Origin of the sequence: Trinickia sp. EG282A (assembly GCF_040965455.1) — a bacterium.
GTDB lineage: Bacteria > Pseudomonadota > Gammaproteobacteria > Burkholderiales > Burkholderiaceae > Trinickia > Trinickia symbiotica.
The window spans coordinates 162802-182513 of record NZ_JBFRCC010000004.1; the positions used below are offsets into that span (position 1 = coordinate 162802).

Annotated in this window: 14 protein-coding genes; 9 read left to right on the forward strand and 5 right to left on the reverse strand. The window is 65.0% G+C overall.

What is annotated here, in order from left to right; translation table 11 throughout:
* Nucleotides 1–4: 4 nt before the first annotated feature.
* Nucleotides 5–1276 carry an MFS transporter gene (locus tag AB4Y31_RS20070; RefSeq protein WP_368675454.1) on the forward strand — a complete coding sequence of 424 codons (1272 nt, stop codon included), beginning with the start codon at nt 5–7 and terminating at the stop codon, nt 1274–1276.
* A 26-nt stretch (nt 1277–1302) separates the two neighbouring features.
* Here AB4Y31_RS20070 and AB4Y31_RS20075 read toward each other — a convergent pair whose 3' ends face one another.
* Nucleotides 1303–2535 (reverse strand): MFS transporter, encoded by a 1233-nt coding sequence (locus AB4Y31_RS20075; RefSeq protein ID WP_368675455.1) that lies wholly within the window; start codon nt 2533–2535, stop codon nt 1303–1305.
* A 155-nt stretch (nt 2536–2690) separates the two neighbouring features.
* Here AB4Y31_RS20075 and AB4Y31_RS20080 point away from each other — a divergent pair, with 155 nt between their 5' ends.
* The 3 genes from AB4Y31_RS20080 (at nt 2691) to AB4Y31_RS20090 (ending at nt 4830) form a co-directional block, all read left to right on the forward strand.
* The gene (locus tag AB4Y31_RS20080; protein WP_368675456.1) at nt 2691–3581 is read left to right on the forward strand and encodes a LysR substrate-binding domain-containing protein; all 891 of its coding nucleotides are present in this window, start codon (nt 2691–2693) and stop codon (nt 3579–3581) included.
* Nucleotides 3582–3782: 201 nt separating this feature from the next.
* Complete coding sequence (locus tag AB4Y31_RS20085; RefSeq protein WP_368675457.1) at nt 3783–4262, forward strand: hypothetical protein; 480 nt, start codon at nt 3783–3785, stop codon at nt 4260–4262.
* Nucleotides 4249–4830, forward strand: a complete 582-nt coding sequence (locus AB4Y31_RS20090) for a hypothetical protein (protein WP_368675458.1) — start codon at nt 4249–4251, stop codon at nt 4828–4830. Before AB4Y31_RS20085 ends, AB4Y31_RS20090 begins: the two co-directional genes overlap by 14 nt.
* 140 nt (nt 4831–4970) lie before the next feature.
* On the opposite strand, the gene AB4Y31_RS20095 is transcribed toward AB4Y31_RS20090, so the two are convergent.
* From AB4Y31_RS20095 to AB4Y31_RS20105, 3 genes are all read right to left on the reverse strand, one after another.
* Entirely contained in the window at nt 4971–6812 is a 1842-nt protein-coding gene (locus AB4Y31_RS20095) for an ABC transporter ATP-binding protein (protein ID WP_368675459.1), read from the reverse strand.
* A 603-nt stretch (nt 6813–7415) separates the two neighbouring features.
* Nucleotides 7416–11282: a DUF748 domain-containing protein gene (locus AB4Y31_RS20100; protein ID WP_368675460.1), complete on the reverse strand. Its 3867-nt coding sequence runs from the start codon at nt 11280–11282 to the stop codon at nt 7416–7418.
* 12 nt (nt 11283–11294) lie between these two features.
* A complete protein-coding gene (locus tag AB4Y31_RS20105; protein WP_368675461.1) occupies nt 11295–12674 on the reverse strand; it encodes a DUF1254 domain-containing protein in 1380 nt (459 codons plus the stop codon).
* A 464-nt stretch (nt 12675–13138) separates the two neighbouring features.
* Between AB4Y31_RS20105 and AB4Y31_RS20110 the strand changes: the two genes are divergently transcribed.
* Complete coding sequence (locus AB4Y31_RS20110; protein ID WP_368675462.1) at nt 13139–15529, forward strand: heavy metal translocating P-type ATPase; 2391 nt, start codon at nt 13139–13141, stop codon at nt 15527–15529.
* A gap of 17 nt (nt 15530–15546) precedes the next feature.
* Here AB4Y31_RS20110 and AB4Y31_RS20115 read toward each other — a convergent pair whose 3' ends face one another.
* Nucleotides 15547–16464 carry a hypothetical protein gene (locus AB4Y31_RS20115; RefSeq protein WP_368675463.1) on the reverse strand — a complete coding sequence of 306 codons (918 nt, stop codon included), beginning with the start codon at nt 16462–16464 and terminating at the stop codon, nt 15547–15549.
* Between the two features lie 213 nt (nt 16465–16677).
* Here AB4Y31_RS20115 and AB4Y31_RS20120 point away from each other — a divergent pair, with 213 nt between their 5' ends.
* The 4 genes from AB4Y31_RS20120 (at nt 16678) to AB4Y31_RS20135 (ending at nt 19705) form a co-directional block, all read left to right on the forward strand.
* The gene (locus tag AB4Y31_RS20120) at nt 16678–17781 is read left to right on the forward strand and encodes an AGE family epimerase/isomerase (protein ID WP_368675464.1); all 1104 of its coding nucleotides are present in this window, start codon (nt 16678–16680) and stop codon (nt 17779–17781) included.
* A gap of 144 nt (nt 17782–17925) precedes the next feature.
* Nucleotides 17926–18426 carry a PaaI family thioesterase gene (locus AB4Y31_RS20125; RefSeq protein WP_368675465.1) on the forward strand — a complete coding sequence of 167 codons (501 nt, stop codon included), beginning with the start codon at nt 17926–17928 and terminating at the stop codon, nt 18424–18426.
* Nucleotides 18427–18502: 76 nt separating this feature from the next.
* Nucleotides 18503–18895 (forward strand): VOC family protein, encoded by a 393-nt coding sequence (locus AB4Y31_RS20130; protein WP_368675466.1) that lies wholly within the window; start codon nt 18503–18505, stop codon nt 18893–18895.
* A gap of 24 nt (nt 18896–18919) precedes the next feature.
* Entirely contained in the window at nt 18920–19705 is a 786-nt protein-coding gene (locus AB4Y31_RS20135) for an alpha/beta fold hydrolase (RefSeq protein WP_368675467.1), read from the forward strand.
* Nucleotides 19706–19712: the final 7 nt, after the last annotated feature.

The window sequence follows — 19712 nt, forward strand, 5'->3', positions numbered from 1 at the left end:
AATAATGGAAGGACGCAAAACGAAGCCGAGCATCCCCCTACTGGCAGTCAGTTTCTTCGCCGCGGATGTGCAGGCAGGCGCGGGTCCGTTTCTCGGCATCTACCTGCAAGAACACGGATGGACCGCCGATATGATCGGCACCGTGCTGACCATGGGGGCGATCGTCGGAGTGATCGCAACCGTGCCGGCCGGCGCGCTCGTCGATGCCACCTGTCATCGACGCGCAGTGGTGGTTGGCGCCAGCTCCCTGACGATCGTTGCCGCGTGCGTCATCTGGTTTTCCCGCGGTTACTGGCCGATTGCGTTTTCGCAGATCGCGACGGCCGTTGGCGGCTCGGTCATGGGCACGGCACTGACGGGACTGACACTCGGAATGACCGGGCGGAAAAATTTCGACCGCCAGTACGGCCGGAATCAGGTGGCGAACCACGCGGGAAACATCGCGGCGGCTGCATTGTCCGGCGCGATCGGCTGGTGGCTCGGCATCATCTGGGTGTTCGCGCTAGCCGCGGGATTCGGCCTCGCGTGCATCGTATCCGTCCTGCTGATTCCCGCGCGTGCGGTGCATCGGCACTATGCGCGTGGACTCGTACACGAAGACGATACGGACCGATCACAGGTACGCGCGGAGAGCATGCGCGCCGTGTTTCGCTGCCGCCCGCTCGTGTTGCTTGCCATCGCCCTCGCAGCGTTCAGCCTGGGCAACTCCGCCATGCTGCCGCTTTACAGCCTTGCACAATCAGCGGCTCACCACCACAGCGCAAGCGGGATTACCGCGGCCAATATCATCATCTCGCAGGTCGTGATGCTGGCTGCCGCCGTCTATGCCAGCCGCCTCATCCGCCGCTGGGGTTTCTGGTGGGTCATCCTCGTCACGCTGGTTACGCTTCCGCTGCGAGGATTGACCGCGGCGTGGCTGACGGCGGTGTGGGCAATAGTGCCCGTGCAGATTTTCGACGGACTCGGCTCCGGCCTGCAAAGTGTTGCGATACCGGCGCTGGTGGTGCACCTGTTGCACGGCACCGGACGGGTGAACCTGGGTCAGGGAGCGGTGATAAGCGTGGAGGCCGCGGGCGGTTGCCTCAGTCCATTGCTTGGCGGCTGGCTCGCCAGCCGCTTCGGCTATCCAGCAGCCTTCATTGCGCTCGGTAGCCTCGCGGCCATCTCTCTCGCGGTATGGGTTACGCAAGGCGCGACGATCAGGCGAATCTGCGATACACGCCGCGATGAGTTGGACAAAATGTCCGATCTCGATGCTTCGGCATTGTTTTCATAGACTTGGTCATTTTCACCCGCTCGGCTTCAGTGCGAATCCGCGGCTTGCATGGTGATGGCGCGCAGCCTAAACGCAATGGCAATCGCGATAACGAGCAGCGATCCTGTCATCCCCGTCACGCCGGGCCATCCGCCGACACTCCAGAACACGCCACCGACCGACCCCACCACGCTCGACCCGACGTAGTAGGCAAAGAGGTACATCGATGAAGCTTGTGCTTTGCTGCTCCGAGCGCGAGCCCCGATCCACGCGCTAGCGACGGAATGCGAGCCGAAAAACCCGATCGTCAACACCGCGATACCGGCGATGATCACCGGCAGCGAATTGGCCCGCGTGAGCGCGGTGCCGAGCAGCATCAGCCCGAGCGTCGCCGGCAGCAACGTTTGCCGGCCGAGCCGTTCCGACAGGCTGCCGACCCACGCCGAGCTAACGATTCCGCATAAGTAGACGGCGAAGATCAGACCGATCCCTGTCTGACTCATTGAGAACGGCGGCGCGATAAGTCTATAGCCAACGTAGTTGTAGACGGTCACAAACGCGCCCATCAGCAGAAAGCCTTCCGCGAACAGCCACGGTAACGCACCATCGTGCAACTGCAGCGCATACGTCGTGGCCACCGGCATGAGGCGCAGTGGGCGTCGCGTGAAATGCCGTGACGCAGGCAGGCAACGCGAGAGGATGATCGCGCAGAACACTGCAAGCACAGCCATCGTCATCACGGCCGCGCGCCATCCCCAAAAGTCCGTCACCACGCCCGTCAGCAGACGCCCGGCCATGCCGCCCAGGCCCGTGCCTCCCACGTAGAGTCCCATCGCGACACCGAGCGAGCGCGGATGCATCTCTTCGCCGACGTAGGCCATTGCGACGGCTGGCAAGCCGCTCAGCGCCACGCCCATTAGCGCGCGAGTGGCGAGCAGCGCATGCCAGTGCGGCAGTATCGCGCTGAGCGCAGCCAGCGCGGCTGACATGAACAACGAGCCGACCATCATCGGTTTGCGGCCCCACGTTTCGGAGAGCACGCCTGCAATGAGCATCGAGACTGCCAGCAGACCGGTGGTCAGCGACAGCGCGAGACTGGCGCTTGCCGCGCTCACGTGAAAACTGTCGGAAAACAGTGGCATCAGCGGCTGCACGCAGTAGAGCAGCGCGAAAGTCGCAAAGCCGGCCGCGAACAGTGCGCAGTTCGTACGGATGAATGCAGGCGTACCAAACTCGATTTTAGCGTTCACCGCCGCGCCGGAGGCAGGCGGTGCTGTCATCCGCGCGGTCTCGCTTCGCGGATCCAGAAGGTCGACGTCTTGTTCAGTCATATTCGAGCCCTGCTCGAGGAGTGCTTCGATAATGTGAAATAATCGCGCGTCGCCGCATACGCGTCCAATATCAATTCCGCGCGGATTGATACATGGGAGATATCATGGATTTGCGCCGCATCCGCTACTTCGTCGTACTGGCCGAGACGCTGCATTTCGGCCGGGCCGCACTGCGCCTGAATATCGCGCAGCCGCCGCTCAGTCAGCAGATTCGCGTGCTCGAAGAGGAGCTCGGCGCGCAACTGTTCGATCGCGGCAACCGGCGCGTGGACTTGACGCCAGCCGGCAAGGCGTTGCTGCCCGAGGCGCGCGCGCTGCTCGCTCAGGCCGAGCGGGTGTCGACGGTGGCGGCACGTGCACAACGGGGCGAAATCGGGGAGCTTCGTGTCGGATTGACGGGGTCGGCCGCCTTCACTGCGTTGATTCCGCGTCTGATTCTGAAATATCGGCAGCGTTTTCCGGGCGTGCATTTGCGAATCGAGGAGCTGACGACGCAGGAGCAACTGGCGGCACTGCTCGAGCAGCGGCTCGATGTTGCGATCGTGCGCGGCATATCGGCCCCCGACCTGCCGCCGACACTGCGCGCAACTCGTTTGTTCGAAGACTCGCTCATCGTCGCGCTGCCGCCTCATCACCGGCTCACAGCGGCCGCGAAGCCGCTCACGATCGGCGCGTTGGCGGACGAGACGTTCGTCATGTACCCGCGCGAAAGCGGGACCGGCGTGTACGATCAGATCATCGCGCTGTGCCGGCAGGCCGGGTTTGCGCCGCGCATAGGGCAGGAAGCGCGCGCCGCGCCGACGATCGTCGGGCTCGTTGCGGCTGGCCTCGGCGTCGCGCTGGTGCCGGAATCGCTGCGCAGTATGAACGCCAATGGCGTGGTGTACAGGCCGCTGAAGGAGAAAGGAGCGCGCTCGGCGATGTGGCTGGTGCTGCGGGCCCAACAGCCTTCATCGCAGGAGGCTGCGTTTGCCGCGATGGCAAAGGCGACGTGAACCGGCGATCGGTATGGCGCTGCCTGTCCTAAGCCGCCGGAAATCGCATGTTTTGAGATGGGGTCAGTGCTAAGCTTGGACTTCTGATGCGCGCACAAGGAATCAGCGCTCGCTTCTGACTGGCGAGATCGCTATGCGAATCGCGCGAGCAGATGCAGGGGCACTACGCAGTGAACGGATCGTGAAATGCAAGGACTAACATTGACTGAGCACGCGCTTTTATACCCCGACGAGTATTTGGAACGTGTCACAGCCTTCCTGATGGAAGCCGGCGGCTGGTGCAAAAAACATGGCCTGTCAGTGGAGACGGGTGTAGTAACGCTCAGAGAGGAAAGGATGGCCGAATATGAGGCACCGAGTCTTTGCATAGCAAAGGACGGTGTGTCTGTGGCCAAAATCGTCCCTGTCGGATCCAAGATCATAGGCGCACGTGGGAGAGTAGACCTGATCGGCCGAGTGGCGAGACATGCGTTTCTATTCCACGTTGGAAAAGGCCCAGGAATTTCGACAGAAACCGTATCTGGCGGGAAGTCCATAGGCTCATCGCCAACACCCATGCTCGCCGGAGTCGATGGGGACGGTTGGTACTGGATCGAGGCCACAGTCCGTCGACCGAAACGCATTGACGAAGGCCTGTTCATTGACCTGCTGACCGATGTCTCGGACTATGAATTCGAATAATCCGCTCGAACCTGTCTTCCGGGCTTTCTCCGTGGCGAGTGATTGCTTCAAGGTTGCCGAACGCACGATTCAAATCCAGCACGAGGAACTCATCCGACGCACTGAATTCATTGGCGCAACTCCGGAGCAAGCAAACGCCGCCCTCGATGGCGCCGTAAAGCAGGCGGCCGACCTCGCCATTTTGGCGCTGTTTGCCACATTCGAGAGATGCGTCATCGAGCACCTGCAGACGGCGAATCGTCTGCTCGCGGCCGGATATCCGCAGCAATACTCGAGCAGGTTGGCAGAAAAATTCGAAAGCGAGGTCGAGTACTGGAGATTCGGCGAGATTCTCGACCTCTTCAAGGGCGAAGTCGACTCCAATCTGATTGGGCAGGTCAAGCAAATCAAGCAATACCGTGATTGGATCGCTCATCAGAACCCGAACAAGCCAACCCCTACGCAGGCCACCCCCGAGACGGCCTTCGACGTCTTGACGAAGATGATCGAGCAGATCCGGTTGACGCACACGCCTCCCGATGCGGACGAAGCGGTTGACGACATCGTCGAACTAGCGCCAGTTCAATAGAGGTATCGAGCAAGGCTCTCAAGTAACCGTCCTGCTGGCGGGGCACATAGCGATTTCGAAAAGCGGCCGCTGCAATCCCTCGCGCCCCCAAAATTTGGCGACAGCGATCATCCGAAACGATCATCAAATAGCCCGCCAGCTCACGCCTCTGTCATCGACTCACCGATCGCCCCATCGCGCGCGACATCCATTCCCTTCGTCAACTCGAACGCCTGCCGCTCAAAGAGCCGCCGGTAGAGCCCGCCCTCGATGCGAATCAACGTATCGTGACTGCCCTCCTCGACGATTCTGCCCTTATCGAGCACGAGCAGCCGATCCAAAGCGCGTACGGTCGATAGACGATGCGCGACGACGATCGTCGTGCGCCCGACCATGAGCCGCTCCGTCGCCTGCTGGATCAACGCCTCGCTTTCGCTATCGAGGCTCGAGGTCGCCTCGTCGAAGATCAGCACAGGCGCATCGGCGAGAAACGCCCGTGCGATGGCGACACGTTGACGCTCTCCGCCGGAGAGCTTCACGCCGCGCTCGCCGACGAGCGTCTCATACCCCTTCGGCAAGCCCGAAATGAAATCATGCGCGTTCGCGAGCCGTGCCGCGCGCTCGATCTCCGCCTCTGTCGCACCCGGTTTCGCGTACGCAATGTTTTCCGCCAGCGTGCGATGAAACAGCAACGGCTCCTGCTGGACGATCGCAAGCTGAGCGCGCAACGAAGCTTGCCCGACTTCGGCAATGTTCTGACCATCGATCGTGATCGCGCCACCCGACACGTCGTAGAGCCGCTGAATGAGCTTAATGAACGTCGTCTTGCCCGAGCCCGAATGGCCAATCAGACCCACGCGCTCGCCCGGCGCGATCCGCACCGAGAAATTCGAATAGAGCGGCGCCGCGTGCGCGTCGTAGCGAAACGTGACGTGCTCGAATCGGATATCGCCCTTGTCGATGACGATCGGCGGCGCACCCGGCTTGTCTTCTATACCGAGCGGCTGACGCTCGAGCGCAACGAGCTCTTCCATATCGTTGACCGAGCGCTGCAAGTTGCGCACGAGCATCCCGACGTCGCGCAGGTAGCCCTGAAGCACGAGAAACATCGTCAGCGCGAATGCGATGTCGCCGACCGTCGCCTCGTCGTTCAACCAAAGGATCAACGCCGCCCCGAGTATCGCGGCCTGCATCCCCGCGAGCATTACGTTCTGCACGCCGCCGTTGGCCGTGCCGCGCAGCCACGCGCGCCGCGTGCGCTCGCGCCATTTGCCGACGACGCGCGAAAGCCTCGTCTCCTCGCGCAGCTCGGCGCCGAACGCTTTGACGACGGAGTTGCAGGTGACGGCATCGGCAAGCGCGCCGCCGAGTCGCGTGTCCCACGCATTGCCAAGCCGCGCCGCCGGCGCGACGACGCCGAGCGACAGGCCGGCCGTAACGCCGACATAGATCAACGCGCCCGCGCCGACGACGGCACCCATGGCGGGCCAATGCATGCCGAGCAGCACCGTCGCACCGATGAGCATCGCGAACGAAGGCAGCAAGCCGATCAAGACGGTGTCGTTCAGCAAATCGAGCGCCCACATCCCGCGCGTGATCTTGCGGACGGTCGAGCCCGCAAAGCTGTTCGCATGCCAATCGGTCGAAAAGCGCTGGACACGGTGGAAGGCATTGCCCGCGATTTCACTCATCATCCGCAACGTCAATGCGATGATCTGCACGAACATGAGGTAGCGCGCAAGCGCGGCGCCGAGCCCGAGCACGAGCATCGCTGCAAACGCCGCGAGCGCCGGGTGAAGGGCCGCGTGCTTGTCCGTCAAGCCATGCGCGAGCGCGTTGACGAGACGGCCCGCGAAAAGCGGGGTCAGCACGTCGGCCACCGCGCCTGTCAGCGCGAAAAGCGCGATGACGACGATGCGCACGCGCTGCCGGCCCCAATGAGAAAACGTGTACCCAAGGACGCTCTTGAACGTCTGGGCGCCGAAAGTATTCTTGGCGATCATAAATGTTCAGCCGCCAAGCGCAGGGCGCTGGCGGTCATGGAATCGAAATACGAAAAGCACGGCGCGCGAACATCGAACCACGCGCAACGTACCTGCCGAAAAGCCTCGGCACGACGTCGTGCCCGATGCTGAAACCCTAGCCGCGCAAGCGAGAACTTGCGCGAAGCGCCGGGCGAAAGCCGAGGTGAAGCGACGAACGAACCGTGAAAACTACGGTCGTCCTCCGAGGGGATTTCCCCACAGGCGTCGCAAAGGTGGCGTCACGAACCGAGGCATACCCAGGGTGGCCGCGAGCATTGTCGTTACCATTTGACGCCTCCCTGTTCGTGTCGAGTGAGTGGAAGCGAGTAGTGTATCAGCGCCGCGCATCACGCGCAGCAGGTGCGACGAATAACCGCGTCGGTCCAGAGGGTCATCGAGCAGGCCGGGCTTCTCGAAAACTAGGACTGGAAAACTGCTCGAACGCGGCGCGATAGGTGGCATTCGCGACTTACGAAGGGTTCGACTTCTTCCTGCACGGACTGAGTGCTTCGAAGTGCGGCTGCGAGATATGGTGAAAGAAGCACGATGCGCCGGCACGAGGCCGCCGCGCCGTGCCGTCGCTTACTGCAGGCCGAAGTCGACGCGCGTCGTCGGGCCGCTGTCCTTGACTTCATTGGCGTCGAGCTTCGGCGCACCGACGGTGATGCGCTTCGCGTCGACCTTCGCGATCAAATATTGACGCACAGCGTCGGCGCGACGCTCTGCGAGTGCACGCAAGCTCGCCTCGTCGACAGTCGCATGATTGGCGAGCATGCGTTTCATGTCGTCGTCGGGCATGCTCTTCGTCATGCCGATGAAATTGCGCGGCTTCTTGAAGTCGGCATCTTTATAGGCCTTCTTCAAGTAATCGCTGTATTCGCTTTGATCGATCTTCACCGTCGACAGGTCGACTTTCTGCCCTTTGGCCGCCAAATCCTGTGCCTTCTCCTTCTTCACGAGATCGTCGACATAGGCGAGACGCAGACCCGGCGTATCGATAGCCGGATCGGCACGGCCCGTCAATTCGAGCTTCACTTCGGGCTTGTCGGTGAGCAACTTCGCGATCGTGTCGAGCTTACCGCGCGCCGCATCGCTCAGATCGGCCGAGCCTGGCGTGAACGCGACGTAGTGCAGTTGCTCGGCCGCATGCGCGCTGTCCGCACCGCCACCGCCGAACGCGTTGGCGAGCAGCGTGAACGGCGCGGTCACGGCCTTCGAGATCAGGTTGCGGATCGCGCCCCAGATCACGCTGCCGATACTGAATTGCGGATTCGCGAGCGAGCCCGAAACAGGTATGTTCACGTCGATCTCACCGCGCCGGTTCTTCAGCAACGCAATCGCGAGCTTCACCGGCAGATGCGTCTCGGTGCTGTTCTCCACGTGATCGCCGAACGTCAGCTGCGAAATGAAGATGTGATTGTTCGCCGTCAGCACATCGTTCTCGAGCTTGTAATGCAAATCGACGTTGAGCTGGCCTTTCGTGATCGGATAGCCGGCGTACTTCAGCGAGTATGGCGTCAAGCTCTTGAGCTCGATTTCATGCGCGCTCGCGCCGAGATCCAGCGACGGCTTTGGCGCCAGCGGATCGGCCGTGCCGCGTATCGTGATCGGTCCGTTCCCAGCCAGGTTCGCGCTGACATCGACGGGCGCGGGCGCGCGCTTTTCGGTGCCGAACGCGCCGATCGTGCCGGTGATGTCGACGAGGTTCGCCGTGTAGTTCGGCTTGACGAAATGGTCGGTGTAATTCACGTGCCCCTGCTGAAGCACGACCTCGCCGACGTGAGCCTTGAACGGCGGCTGCGTCTGCGATGGCGCGGCTTTGGGCGCCTCGGCGACCGTCGTCGTGCTGCCGCGATGCGTAGCGGTCGTCCCCGGTGCCGGCGACGGCTTGTGCTCATTGCCGAGCACGTCCTGCAAGTTCAGCTTGCCCTGCTCGTCGAGCAGCACGCTGCCGAAGAATTGCGAGAACGTGATGCGGCCAATATCGACATCGGTACCGTGCGCGTCGTAGCGTGCATTCATGCGGGCGAGCGACAGCGCGCGCCAGCCGGCGAGCGGCGCGGACGTGGTGCGGTCGAGCAGTTTCACGTCGACGAGCGCCACGCCGCCTCGGAAAGTCGCCGTCAGCGCGTCGTTCGCCATACCGAGCTTCACGTCGCCGCCCGCGTTCAGGAATGCGCTCGCAAGCTTTGCGTTGAGGTCGTCGCCGAAATACGGCTCCGCCGAAGACACGTCGAGCCGATTCGCGTGCAACGTCACCGACGCCGCGAGCGGGCTCGGCGTAACGTCGCCCGAAACGTCGAGCGTGCCTTTGCCGCCCAGCGTCGCGGCCAGCTTGATCGGCAACGCACGGTGCATATCGTCGCTGACGTCGTGCGCTTCGAACTGGATCGACGACATGCGGACCGTGGCGGGCCGTGCCGGAACCTCATCGACGATCTGCGCCGTGCCGTCCTTGAGCCGCACGGCGCCGATCGTATAGTGCCAGCCGGACTGAGCGCCGGCCGCGGGCGGCGCGTTCGCGGCCGCCTGCTCCTTTCCGCCCTGGCCGCCTTCGCTTGTCCGCGCCGCACCTCGCTCACGGCCATGCGGCTTTTGCTCGTGCGCCTGCGTATTTGTCGTATGCGTCTGCCCTTCCTGTGGCGAGCCCGCGAGCGCCATGAGATCGATACGCCCGTCCTTCGCACGCGCTCCGTTGACCGACAGCCCCGCCAGGTCGATGGCCGAAATGTCGGCTTTACGCGCGGCGAGGTCCACTTGTTTGATCGCCACATGCCCTTCGTCGAGCGCGAGCGCGGGCGTCGGTGCATTCGCCCCGGTGGCCACGGCCGGCCCCGTCACCTTCAGCGACTTCACTGTGACGTCGCTTTGCGCCACCTGCACGTTCGTCGGCGTCTTCGACCAGTCGGCCTTGACCGTCAAAGCCGTGCCGAGCGTCCCGCCATCGATGCGCGCGGACGTCGAACCGGACAGATAGGGTTGCACGAGCGCGAGCGGAAGCCCATCGGTCGTCAGCTTTAGGTCCGCCGCCTTCGCGGCGAGACTCAGGGCCCCCGTCGCGGCAAGCGTGCCGCCCTGCGCCAGCACGGTGTGGACGTCGTAGTGCGCAGGCGTCTCTCCCACCGTCGAAAAACCGTCGAGCGACACGTCGAGGTGCGTGAGTCCGAGGGAGACCGGTTGCGCCGGCGCATGATCCTCGAGCCCAACGTCGCCGTCGTTGAGCGCGAAATGCTTGATCGAAAGGTCGAGCGGCTGAACGGCCTGCGCTGCCGCTCCGACCGCGGAAGCGGCGGAGGCCGCGGATGCCTTGGGTGCGGTGGCCGTGCTCGCCGCCCCACCGGGGGCCGATGCCGGCACGGCGGACGAGGCGGCCGTGGAAGGCGATCCGGCCAGTGTGCGCGAGATGCTGAGGTCGCCCGAGCGCTCCCGTGCGAGGTGCAGCGACGGTTGATCGAGCCGGATCTCGTCGAAACGGAACACTTTGCGCAAAGGCTCGAGCGATGCCGCCGCCACATGCACGGCGCGAGCGGCGAAAAGCGGCGCTTTGCGCTCGTCGACGACCTGCGCATCGGTGAGATCGGTGGTCCCCGTGACAGTGAGCGCGGGAGCGCTGCCCGTCATGACGAAGCGCAGCGTGAGATCGCCGGCGAGCTTGCCGCTTGCGACGGTCACGGGCAGCTTCGTCGGCGAGAACGACAACATTTGCGGCACGTCGAGATCGTCGAACTTCAACGCGATTTCCGATTCGCGTGAGGCGGCAAAGGGCTTCGTCTTGCCTGCGATATGGATCGGGCTTCCGTCGACACGCGCCATGAAGCGCGGATCGACGAAAATATTGGTCTTCGACGGCAGCGTCGCAATAAACGGGACCCCCAGCGAAAGACGATCGATGACGTGCTTGCGGCCGGCGAGCCGATCGTCGAAATCGATGCGCCCGTTCTCGACATCGATGTTCGATACGGAAAAGAGCGCGGGCCCCTTCGACGGCTTCGACGGCTCGTTCGCGAACTTGTCGGCGATATCGCTGAAATTGAAGCGCTGGGCGTCGTAGCGCACGATGTTCGCGTGCGGCGAATCGACCTTGACTTCGTCGACGATCGGCGCGAAACGCAGCAGCGAGAACCACGATGCTTGGACCACGAGCCGCTCGATGCTCGCGAAATCGCCGGCGCCGCCTTGCTCGCCGACGCGGATGCGATCCGCCTCGAGCCGCAGCGTGTACGGATTCAGCGAGACGCGCTCGATATGGGCGGGCCGCCCGAGCGCTTCGCTCATCTGTTGCTCGGCAATATGCCGAATGAGGGGCGGTGCGGCAAAGAAACCGATCAGCCCGTAGAGCACGATCAGTACGACGATTACAACTGCGGTACGGCGTAGGCGGCGCGAATGGGTCGCCTTGCGCACCTTGACGAACGTCTTTGCTACGCCGGCCTTCGTTTCGCTGGACATCGCTGCTCCGGTTTATTGGCGCTCGAGCGCCGGCGGCTGCCAGGTGCCGTCGATCGCCGGGCCTTGCGGCGCATAGAGCCGCATCACGACTTGAAACGCGCCGTCGGGCGTCGGGAGCCAATTCGCCTGTCGTGCGCGCCCCGGCGTTTCCGCCTGTAGATAGACGTCGAGCGAACCGTCACGATTGCGACGCAGCGCGTCGCGCGAAGCGATCGAACGGCGTCGAAAATCGCCTTCGACGAGCGCACCGTCTTTCGTGTAAGCCGTGAGCGTCCAGAACGCCCGCACCGGCGGCAGTCCCTTCGCCGGAAAGTGCAGCACATATCGGTTGCTGCCGTCCAGCCCCTTCCCATCGGCGTCGAGCGTGGCGGTCGCCACCACTTCGTCGTCCTTCGTGCCACTGCCCGGCTGTGCATAGGCAGCATAGGCGCGCAGCGCATAGTCGTCATCGTAGTGTCCGAGACCATCGCCGAGCCAGATCCAGCCGTTCACGGACAACGCGTTGTTCGGCGCCGTCGCGATCCGCGCCCGCGCCTCGGCGAGACCCCCCGCGATCGCCTGTGCCGCGCCCGTCGGCAGATGCAAGGGCTCACCGGGCTTCACGCCCAGATCCGCCAGAATCTCCAATGCGTGCGCATCGTTCGGGGAGGGCGGGTTGTCCTGCAGCGCATCGGCAAGCCGGCTGAAAAACGCGTTCGCGTCGAGCGACGCCACGGCGGCGCTCTGCCCGGCTGGCGTATCGTCGAACGACGGCGGATCGTCGTCCGCTCGATCCGCGCTCCCACCGTTGAGCGGCCTGCCGCGCTTCGTCCCCTTCACACGCTTCACCCTGGGCCTTCCATTGTGCTCGGCATCGAACGCCGATAGCGGCGTTACGCGGACTTCCTCTTGCAATCGGCGTGCCGCGGCGAGCTCGCGCGGGCCGGTCGCGGCGAGGCGCACGGCCAGCCAGAGGCTCTTGCCCGGTGCCTGGACACGCTCGACGCCGTCCGGCAGGCCGCCCTGCCACCCAGGCGCCACAAAGGCGATCGTGCGCGGCTTCGCGAGCGCCCCACGTGCATTCTCGAGCGAACCCGTCGACCAGACGACGTTCGTCCACATGTCGAGCACGCGCGCGTCGAGGTACTGGCCACGCGTGGCAGGCAGCGTCAGCAGCACGGGTTCGTTGCTCAGATCGAGCCAGCCGGAGGAGGCCAGCGTATCGACGTCGGGGCGAGGCGGGAGGCCCGGATCGTCCGCGGCCGGCGGCGTCCGCGAGTACTGCAGCTTGTTGACGCCGGGACCGCCCGGCGCGCTGGCCGCGACACGGGCGCTCGTCATGAGCACGAGCGGATAGCCGAATACGTAGGAGTCCGATACTTCGTCCTTCGTCCAACCGTGGTTGGCGGACACGGCGGGGGCAGGCGCTCGGGCGGCGCAGCCGGCCAGAGCGAAAACGGCAAAGCAAGCCAGCCAGGCCCCGACCCGAGCCAGCGAAACGCTGTTTCGCGCAGTAGCGAGTGTTGTTGTCATTGTGATGTCAGAGTTTTACGAGGCGCCGCTCTCGAGCCGCGAAGCACTTCCGCGGCGCGGTGCCGTCCGGCCACGACGTCGCGCACGACGTAGTCGTCGAATCATCAGTTCGCGAAAGCGTTTTATCGTATCCTCAGTCGGTAGGCAAGAAGAATGCGCTAACGATTGCGCAATGGCGCAACGCAATCCCTCTCGACTCTTGGGCGCGTTTGCGAGGAATATTTATCCGCCGCTGTCCGCTGACTGAACGGGGGGCCGCGCGGACCGCGGCAGTCGCGCTTGACCTTCCCATCATTGGAAGGACGACACTGCCTCTCATCGCGGCCTAGTTGCAGTCGTCCACCATGACCGATTTGTCCTCCCCTCCCGACGTCGCCTCCTCGACGGCCGAACTCGATATCGGCGGCATGACCTGCGCCTCGTGCGCCATGCGCGTCGAGAAGTCGCTGGCGCGCGTGCCCGGCGTACTGCGCGCGTCGGTCAATTTGGCAACCGAGCGCGCGACCGTCGATCTCTCCGCCGCGGCACAACCGCCGGCGCTCGACGCGCTCGTCAAAGCCGTCGTCGACGCGGGTTACGAAGCGCGCCCCGTCGTCACCGACCGGGCGGCGCCGCAAGATGTCGCCGACATCGCGCGAGCTGCCGAAGAGCGACGCCGACTCGCCCGTCGCGAGCTTGTCGCCGTGGCCGTGGCGGCCGCGTTCGCGCTACCGCTGATGTTGCCGATGCTCGCCGAAGCGGCAGGCCGGCATTGGATGCTGCCCGCCGGGCTGCAGCTCGCGCTCGCGAGCATCGTCCAGTTCGCGTGCGGCGCAAGGTTCTATGGCGGGGCTTACCGCGCGGTGCGCGCGCGAACCGGCAACATGGATTTGCTCGTTGCGCTGGGTACTTCGGCCGCCTACGGGCTGAGCGTCTGGCAGATGATCGCGCATCCCGGCGACACCATGCATCTGTACTTCGAGGCTTCGGCGGTGGTCATCGCGCTCGTGCGGCTCGGCAAATGGCTCGAAGCGCGGGCCAAGCGCGAAACGACCGACGCCATTCGCGCACTCAACGCCTTGCGCCCGGACCGCGCGCGCATCAAGCTCGGCGAGGGCGAAGGCGAGCGCGATGTGCCGCTCGCGCAGGTGCGCGTCGGCATGGTGGTCGTCGTACGGCCCGGCGAGCGCGTGCCCGTCGACGGTATCGTCCGCGAGGGCCGCACGCACGTCGACGAAGCGCTCATCACCGGCGAAAGCCTGCCTGTCGCGAAAGGGCCGGGCGAGACCGTCACGGCAGGCTCGATCAACGGGGAAGGCCTGATCGAAGTCACGACGCGCGCCACCGGCGCGGAGACGACGCTCGCGCGCATCATTCGCCTGGTCGAGTCGGCCCAGGCGAAGAAGGCGCCCATTCAACGGCTCGTGGACCGCGTGAGCGCGATCTTCGTGCCGGCGATTCTCGTGCTCGCGGCCGCCACGCTGGCCGGCTGGCTGCTGGCTGGCGCATCGGTCGAAGCGGCGATCCTCGACGCCGTATCCGTGCTCGTCATCGCCTGCCCGTGCGCGCTCGGGCTCGCCACGCCGGCCGCCATCATGGCCGGCACCGGCGTCGCGGCGCGACATGGCGTGCTCATCAAGGATGCGGAGGCACTCGAGCTCGCGCAGCGCGTGACGGTCGTCGCGTTCGACAAGACAGGCACACTCACGGTCGGCAAGCCTCGCGTGGTGGCGTTCGAATGCGTGTCGGACGGGGCGCAAGCGAGCGCCAGGGCGGCAAATGCCGATCAGGAGCCGCATGCCGCATCGACAAAGGGCGCGGCATTGGCCGCCGCCGACGTTGATCTAGACCGGGAAACCGCGTTTGCGCTCGCTGCCGCCCTCGAGCGCGGCAGCGACCATCCGCTCGCACGGGCGCTCGTCGCCGCTTTCCAGGCGGAGTACGCGCAAGCAGCGTCGGCGCAAGCGAGCCGCGGCACCCGGCCCGCCCCCGCGCTGTCGCAGGCGGTGGCGGGACGCGGGATGCAGGCCCAGATCGACGGGCAAATGGTGATGCTCGGCAACGCACGATGGGTAGCCGAGCTCGGCATCGCGTTGCCCCCGGCCGCCGAGAGACGTGCGCGCGAGCTCGAAGCGGCGGGCAACACGGTGTCGTGGCTGATGCGGGCGGCGGCGCCCGGCGCGCGCGCCGCGGCGATCGCGCTCGTTGCATTCGGCGACGAGCTCAAGCCAGAAGCGCGCGCGGCGATCGAACGGCTCGAGGCGCGCGGCGTGAAAAGCGTGCTCGTGACCGGCGACAATCGCGGAGCCGCCGCATCGGTGGCGGCGGCACTCGGCATCGAGGAATTCCATGCGCAGGTGCTGCCCGAGGACAAGGCGCGCGTCATCCGCGATCTGAAGGCCGAGAGCGGAGGCATCGTCGCCATGGCCGGCGACGGCATCAACGACGCGCCGGCGCTTGCCGCCGCCGATATCGGCATCGCGCTCGCAAGCGGCACCGACGTCGCCATGCACGCGGCCGGCATCACGCTCATGCGCGGCGATCCGACGCTCGTGGCCGATGCCATCGACATCTCGCGGCGCACCTACCGCAAGATCCAGCAAAATCTCTTCTGGGCTTTTGTCTACAACCTCGTCGGCATCCCGCTGGCCGCGCTCGGCATGCTGAATCCGATGCTCGCGGGCGCGGCGATGGCCTTTTCGAGCGTGAGCGTCGTCACGAACGCGCTATTGCTGAAGCGCTGGAAGAAGCGTTGACCGCGCGTGCCGCCGGCTCAATAGGCGTTCGCGCCGCGCGCCTTTTCGGCGGTCTTGCGCGGGTGCGTCGGGCGCGGTGCATGCTTGCCGGCGCTCGGCGCGGCCGCTGAGGCGCGGGCCGGCTGCGCACTCTGCTTCGCATCGAGCGAATCGGCCGCGTCGCGAATGTCGGCCGAGGCCGCCGAAGCCGCATCGACGAATGCCGCGAGTTCCGTCTGCTGGGCGCGCAAAAGCGCTGCCGTCTTTTGCTCCGCGGCGGCGCTTGCCTCGGAGGCCCGGACTGCAACGACCGTCTGCACGACGCTGAGGACGCCAACGATCAGCGATATGGCCAGCGCCGCAACGACGAGTTGCCTGGTTCCGCGCCGGCTCGCGTCTGCCGCCCGGCGCTCGTCGACCAGCGCCGCTTGAAGCGCCGCCACGCTTTGCGTCAGGGCATCGTACGGGCGCTGCGAGGACGCATCCGCCGCCTCGGCCAAGTTGGCGCTGCGCGCGGCGGGCTCCGTCGATTTTCGGGCGGCCGCTTGCCTGCGCGACGATGCGCCGCTTGGCGAAGACTTGGCTGCGGCCTCCTCGATCTCGACGAAATCGCCGGCATCGCTCACGGGCCGCGTCGGCTCTTTTTCCTCCCGCTCACGAAGCGACGAGAGCGCCTCGGCGGGCAACTCGAAGCCGTCGAGCGTGCCCTGGCGCGGATCGAGGTTCATCGTATGCGCCACGGCAAGCGCATCTTCCGGCGGGACGAGATCGACGGACTTTTCGACCGCTGCACCCGCGCCTTGTGCCGCCCGGGCGACCGTTTGGACGGCGTCCTCGACAAAGAGCGCGACGCGGGCCGGCCGATTGTCGGTCTCGGATGAGGCGGCGCGTGCACGCCTTTTGGTCGTAGCGGGGCGCCGTAGGCCCGACGTCGAAGATGCTGCGGAATCTGCCATAGCGTGAAAGTCCGGTCGCGGCCCGCGCCGCCCGGTTCGAAGCCTCTTGTTCGTTCGATTGCCACGTGCGTGGCGTCGGCGGCATTGTCTCACGATCGCTCAAGGGCGCGACGGGCGAATCGAGCGAAAGCGATTTGCATTATCCTTGGCGCATCTCGCATCAATTGGCACGAATTGCCAGTGCAATCGATCTTCGAACTCCGTTTTCGCACAATGTCAAACCCGACCGACGCAGCGATCGCTGCTCAATCCGCCGCTCTTTCCACGCACTTTACGCAGATCGTCCTGCCGCTCTGGCGTGTTCAAGGCTTCAACGCGTCGATGCAGTTGCCTTATGAGGCGGTACTAGCCGAAGACCAGACGCCGCTGCCTGTCGCCCGCTACCGCGCGATGGCGTGCGCGCGGCAACTGTTCGTCTTCTCGCTCGCCGGCGATGCAGCGCATGCGCAAACGCTGTTTGCTTCGCTGCGCCGGTATTTCCGCGACGAACGCCATGGCGGATGGTTCTACAGCGTCGATGCGGCGGGCGCTCCGCTCGAGACGACGAAAGATCTCTACACGCATGCCTTCGTCGTTTTCGCATGTGCATCCTATCTCGCGGCTTTCGGCGACAGCGATGCGCGCGACGTGCTGAGTGGGACGGCCGCGCTCATTGGCGAACGCTTCGCCGCGACGGAAGGGCTGCTCCACTCGGCGCTCGACGAGCGCTTTTCGACCGTGCGCAGCGGGCCGCTGCAAAACCCGCTGATGCACTTGACCGAGGCCTATCTCGCCGCGCACGAAGCGACGCGCGACGCCACGTTCGAGCAAGCGCTCGGCGGGCTGGCCACGGCCGTCGCCCGCACGTTCGTCCACGCGCCGACGGGTGCGATCGCGGAGCTGCCGATCGGCACCGAGGGCAATCGGATCGAGCCCGGCCACCAGTTCGAATGGTTTTATCTCGTCGCGCGGGCGGGCCGTGCCATCGCGGCATCGGGGCTAGCCGCGTCGCTGGAGCGAGCCTTCGACTTTGCGCAACGCCATGGCGTCGACGCGCAAACGGGCGGCGTATGCGCCGCGCTCAACGAAGACGGCTCGGTACAGGACGCGACGCAGCGCATCTGGGCGCAGACGGAATACCTGCGCGCGCTCGCGACGCGCGGCACACCGGCCGACCGCGGCGCCCTCGCCTCGCAAATCGAGCATTTCCGCATCCGCTTCCTGCATCCGCTCGGCTGGTACGAATGCAAGACGGCCGACGGCGAAATTGCGCGTGGCGACATGCCGTCGACAACGCCCTATCATCTCGCCACGGCGTATGCCTCGCTGCCGGCCTGACGCCGGTCGCCGGCCGTCGATCGCCGGCGTCGATCCGCACGCTATGAGCCCTGCGTTTAGGCAGGGGCGGATGTCAAGCGTATGATGAAGCGTTCCTAGCGTGGAACGAACACGATACGGGGCCCCCGCCCCGAGGGGTCCCCAATGACCGATTTCTTCGATTTGGCTCGCGGCGCGCTGCATGCACAACCGTTCAGCATGCTGCTTGGCACCGAGCTCGTTCAGATCGGCGAACGCGGGCTCACGCTGCGATTGCCGATTCGCGACGAGTTGCGGCAGCAGCACGGCTTCGTCCACGGCGGCGTCATCAGCTATCTCGCCGACAACGCGTTGACGTTCGCGGGCGCGATCGCACTGGGGCCGCGTGTCGTGACGGGCGAATACAAGATCAGTTACCTGCGCCCGGCGGTGCGCGGCGCGCTGCTGGCGCGCGCCGAACTCGTCTACGCGGGGCGTGGCCATGCCACCTGCCAATGCCATGTCTATGTGCTCGATGGCGATAAGGAAACGCTCGTGGCGCTCGCGCAGGGGACGATCAATCGCGTCGGCGACGGCACGGACGGCAATCACTCCCACGGCGGCGCCGAGGCGTCAGCGGTGCCCCCCGCAACAGCGCCGGACGATAGTCGCGCCAAGGACCGCTAGTGCCGCGACGGTCCTGCTTTCGCCGCTCGTCGTTTCTTCCCACTCGTTGAATGGTGCCTGCCCTCAGGAGACGAACGTGATCGACCATACAGGTGTAACAGTAAGCGATTTCGAAGCGAGCAAGCGGTTCTATACGAACGCTCTAGCGCCCATCGGCTACGAACTGTTGCGCGAATTCCCGGCATCGGTAACGGGCCATACCGACGTGGCGGGTTTCGGCGCAGACGGCGTGGCGGACTTCTGGCTCAGCAAGGGCACGCCGAACGATCCGCCGATTCATATCGCGTTTCGCGCCAAGGATCGCGGGCAGGTCGACGCTTTCTACGCGGCCGCCATTGCCGCCGGCGGCAAAGACAATGGCACGCCGGGCTTGCGGCCCCATTATCATGCCAACTATTACGGCGCATTCGTGCTCGACCCGGACGGCCATAATGTCGAGGCGGTTTGCCACGACGACCCGGGTGCCTAGTGCAATACCTTTCGCTTTTAATCGATGAACGAACTGGAAATAGCCGACGGAACGATTGCCTATCTAAGAATCGACGGCGACCCGGCTCTGCCGCATCTCGTCTTTCTGCACGAAGGACTCGGTTGTACTGCAATGTGGGGTGATTTCCCGCAACGCCTCTGCGAAGCGAGCGGCTGTCCCGGGCTCGTCTATGATCGCCTCGGGTACGGCCGTTCATCGCCGCCGCCGCCCTGGTCCGCCGACTACCTTCAAACGGCTGCCACGCGCGACTTGCCGCAGGTGATCGACAGCCTGCTGCCCGCCGAAGCATCGCTCATCGTGTTCGGTCATTCGGACGGCGGCAGCATCGCCTTGATCTATGGCGCTTTGCGTCCCGAGCGCTTGCTCGGCATCGTGACCGAGGCAGCGCACGTCTTTGTCGAAAAAGTGACGCTCGCCGGCATTCGCGATGCCGTCGCCGCGTACGACTCGGGCAAGCTGACCAACCTTACCCGCTATCACGGAGCGAAGACGGAACAGGTCTTCCGCGGATGGTCCGATACGTGGCTCGATCCTCGATTCGCAACGTGGAACATCGAAGCGCTGTTGCCACGGATCGAGGTGCCGCTTCTTGCCATGCAAGGCGAACACGATCAATACGGCACGGCGCTGCAATTGCAATCGATCACCGGGCAAACCGCCGGGTCGGCAACAGCGGCGCTGCTGCCAGGCTGCGGACACACGCCGCATCAGGAATGTCCCGAGGCCGTGCTGTCGGTGACTGTCGACTTCATCCGCTCGGCGACGAAGGGTACGCCTCTGGATCGCTGAGCCGTCT

Excerpts from the sequence above, each read along its gene's own strand:
- AB4Y31_RS20070 (WP_368675454.1), top strand. The coding sequence starts at position 5 with ATGGAAGGACGCAAAACGAAGCCGAGCATCCCCCTACTGGCAGTCAGT.
- AB4Y31_RS20075 (WP_368675455.1), bottom strand. The coding sequence starts at position 2,535 with ATGACAGCACCGCCTGCCTCCGGCGCGGCGGTGAACGCTAAAATCGAG.
- AB4Y31_RS20080 (WP_368675456.1), top strand. The coding sequence starts at position 2,691 with ATGGATTTGCGCCGCATCCGCTACTTCGTCGTACTGGCCGAGACGCTG.
- AB4Y31_RS20090 (WP_368675458.1), top strand. The coding sequence starts at position 4,249 with ATGAATTCGAATAATCCGCTCGAACCTGTCTTCCGGGCTTTCTCCGTG.
- AB4Y31_RS20095 (WP_368675459.1), bottom strand. The coding sequence starts at position 6,812 with ATGATCGCCAAGAATACTTTCGGCGCCCAGACGTTCAAGAGCGTCCTT.
- AB4Y31_RS20100 (WP_368675460.1), bottom strand. The coding sequence starts at position 11,282 with ATGTCCAGCGAAACGAAGGCCGGCGTAGCAAAGACGTTCGTCAAGGTG.
- AB4Y31_RS20110 (WP_368675462.1), top strand. The coding sequence starts at position 13,139 with ATGACCGATTTGTCCTCCCCTCCCGACGTCGCCTCCTCGACGGCCGAA.
- AB4Y31_RS20115 (WP_368675463.1), bottom strand. The coding sequence starts at position 16,464 with ATGGCAGATTCCGCAGCATCTTCGACGTCGGGCCTACGGCGCCCCGCT.
- AB4Y31_RS20120 (WP_368675464.1), top strand. The coding sequence starts at position 16,678 with ATGTCAAACCCGACCGACGCAGCGATCGCTGCTCAATCCGCCGCTCTT.
- AB4Y31_RS20125 (WP_368675465.1), top strand. The coding sequence starts at position 17,926 with ATGACCGATTTCTTCGATTTGGCTCGCGGCGCGCTGCATGCACAACCG.
- AB4Y31_RS20135 (WP_368675467.1), top strand. The coding sequence starts at position 18,920 with ATGAACGAACTGGAAATAGCCGACGGAACGATTGCCTATCTAAGAATC.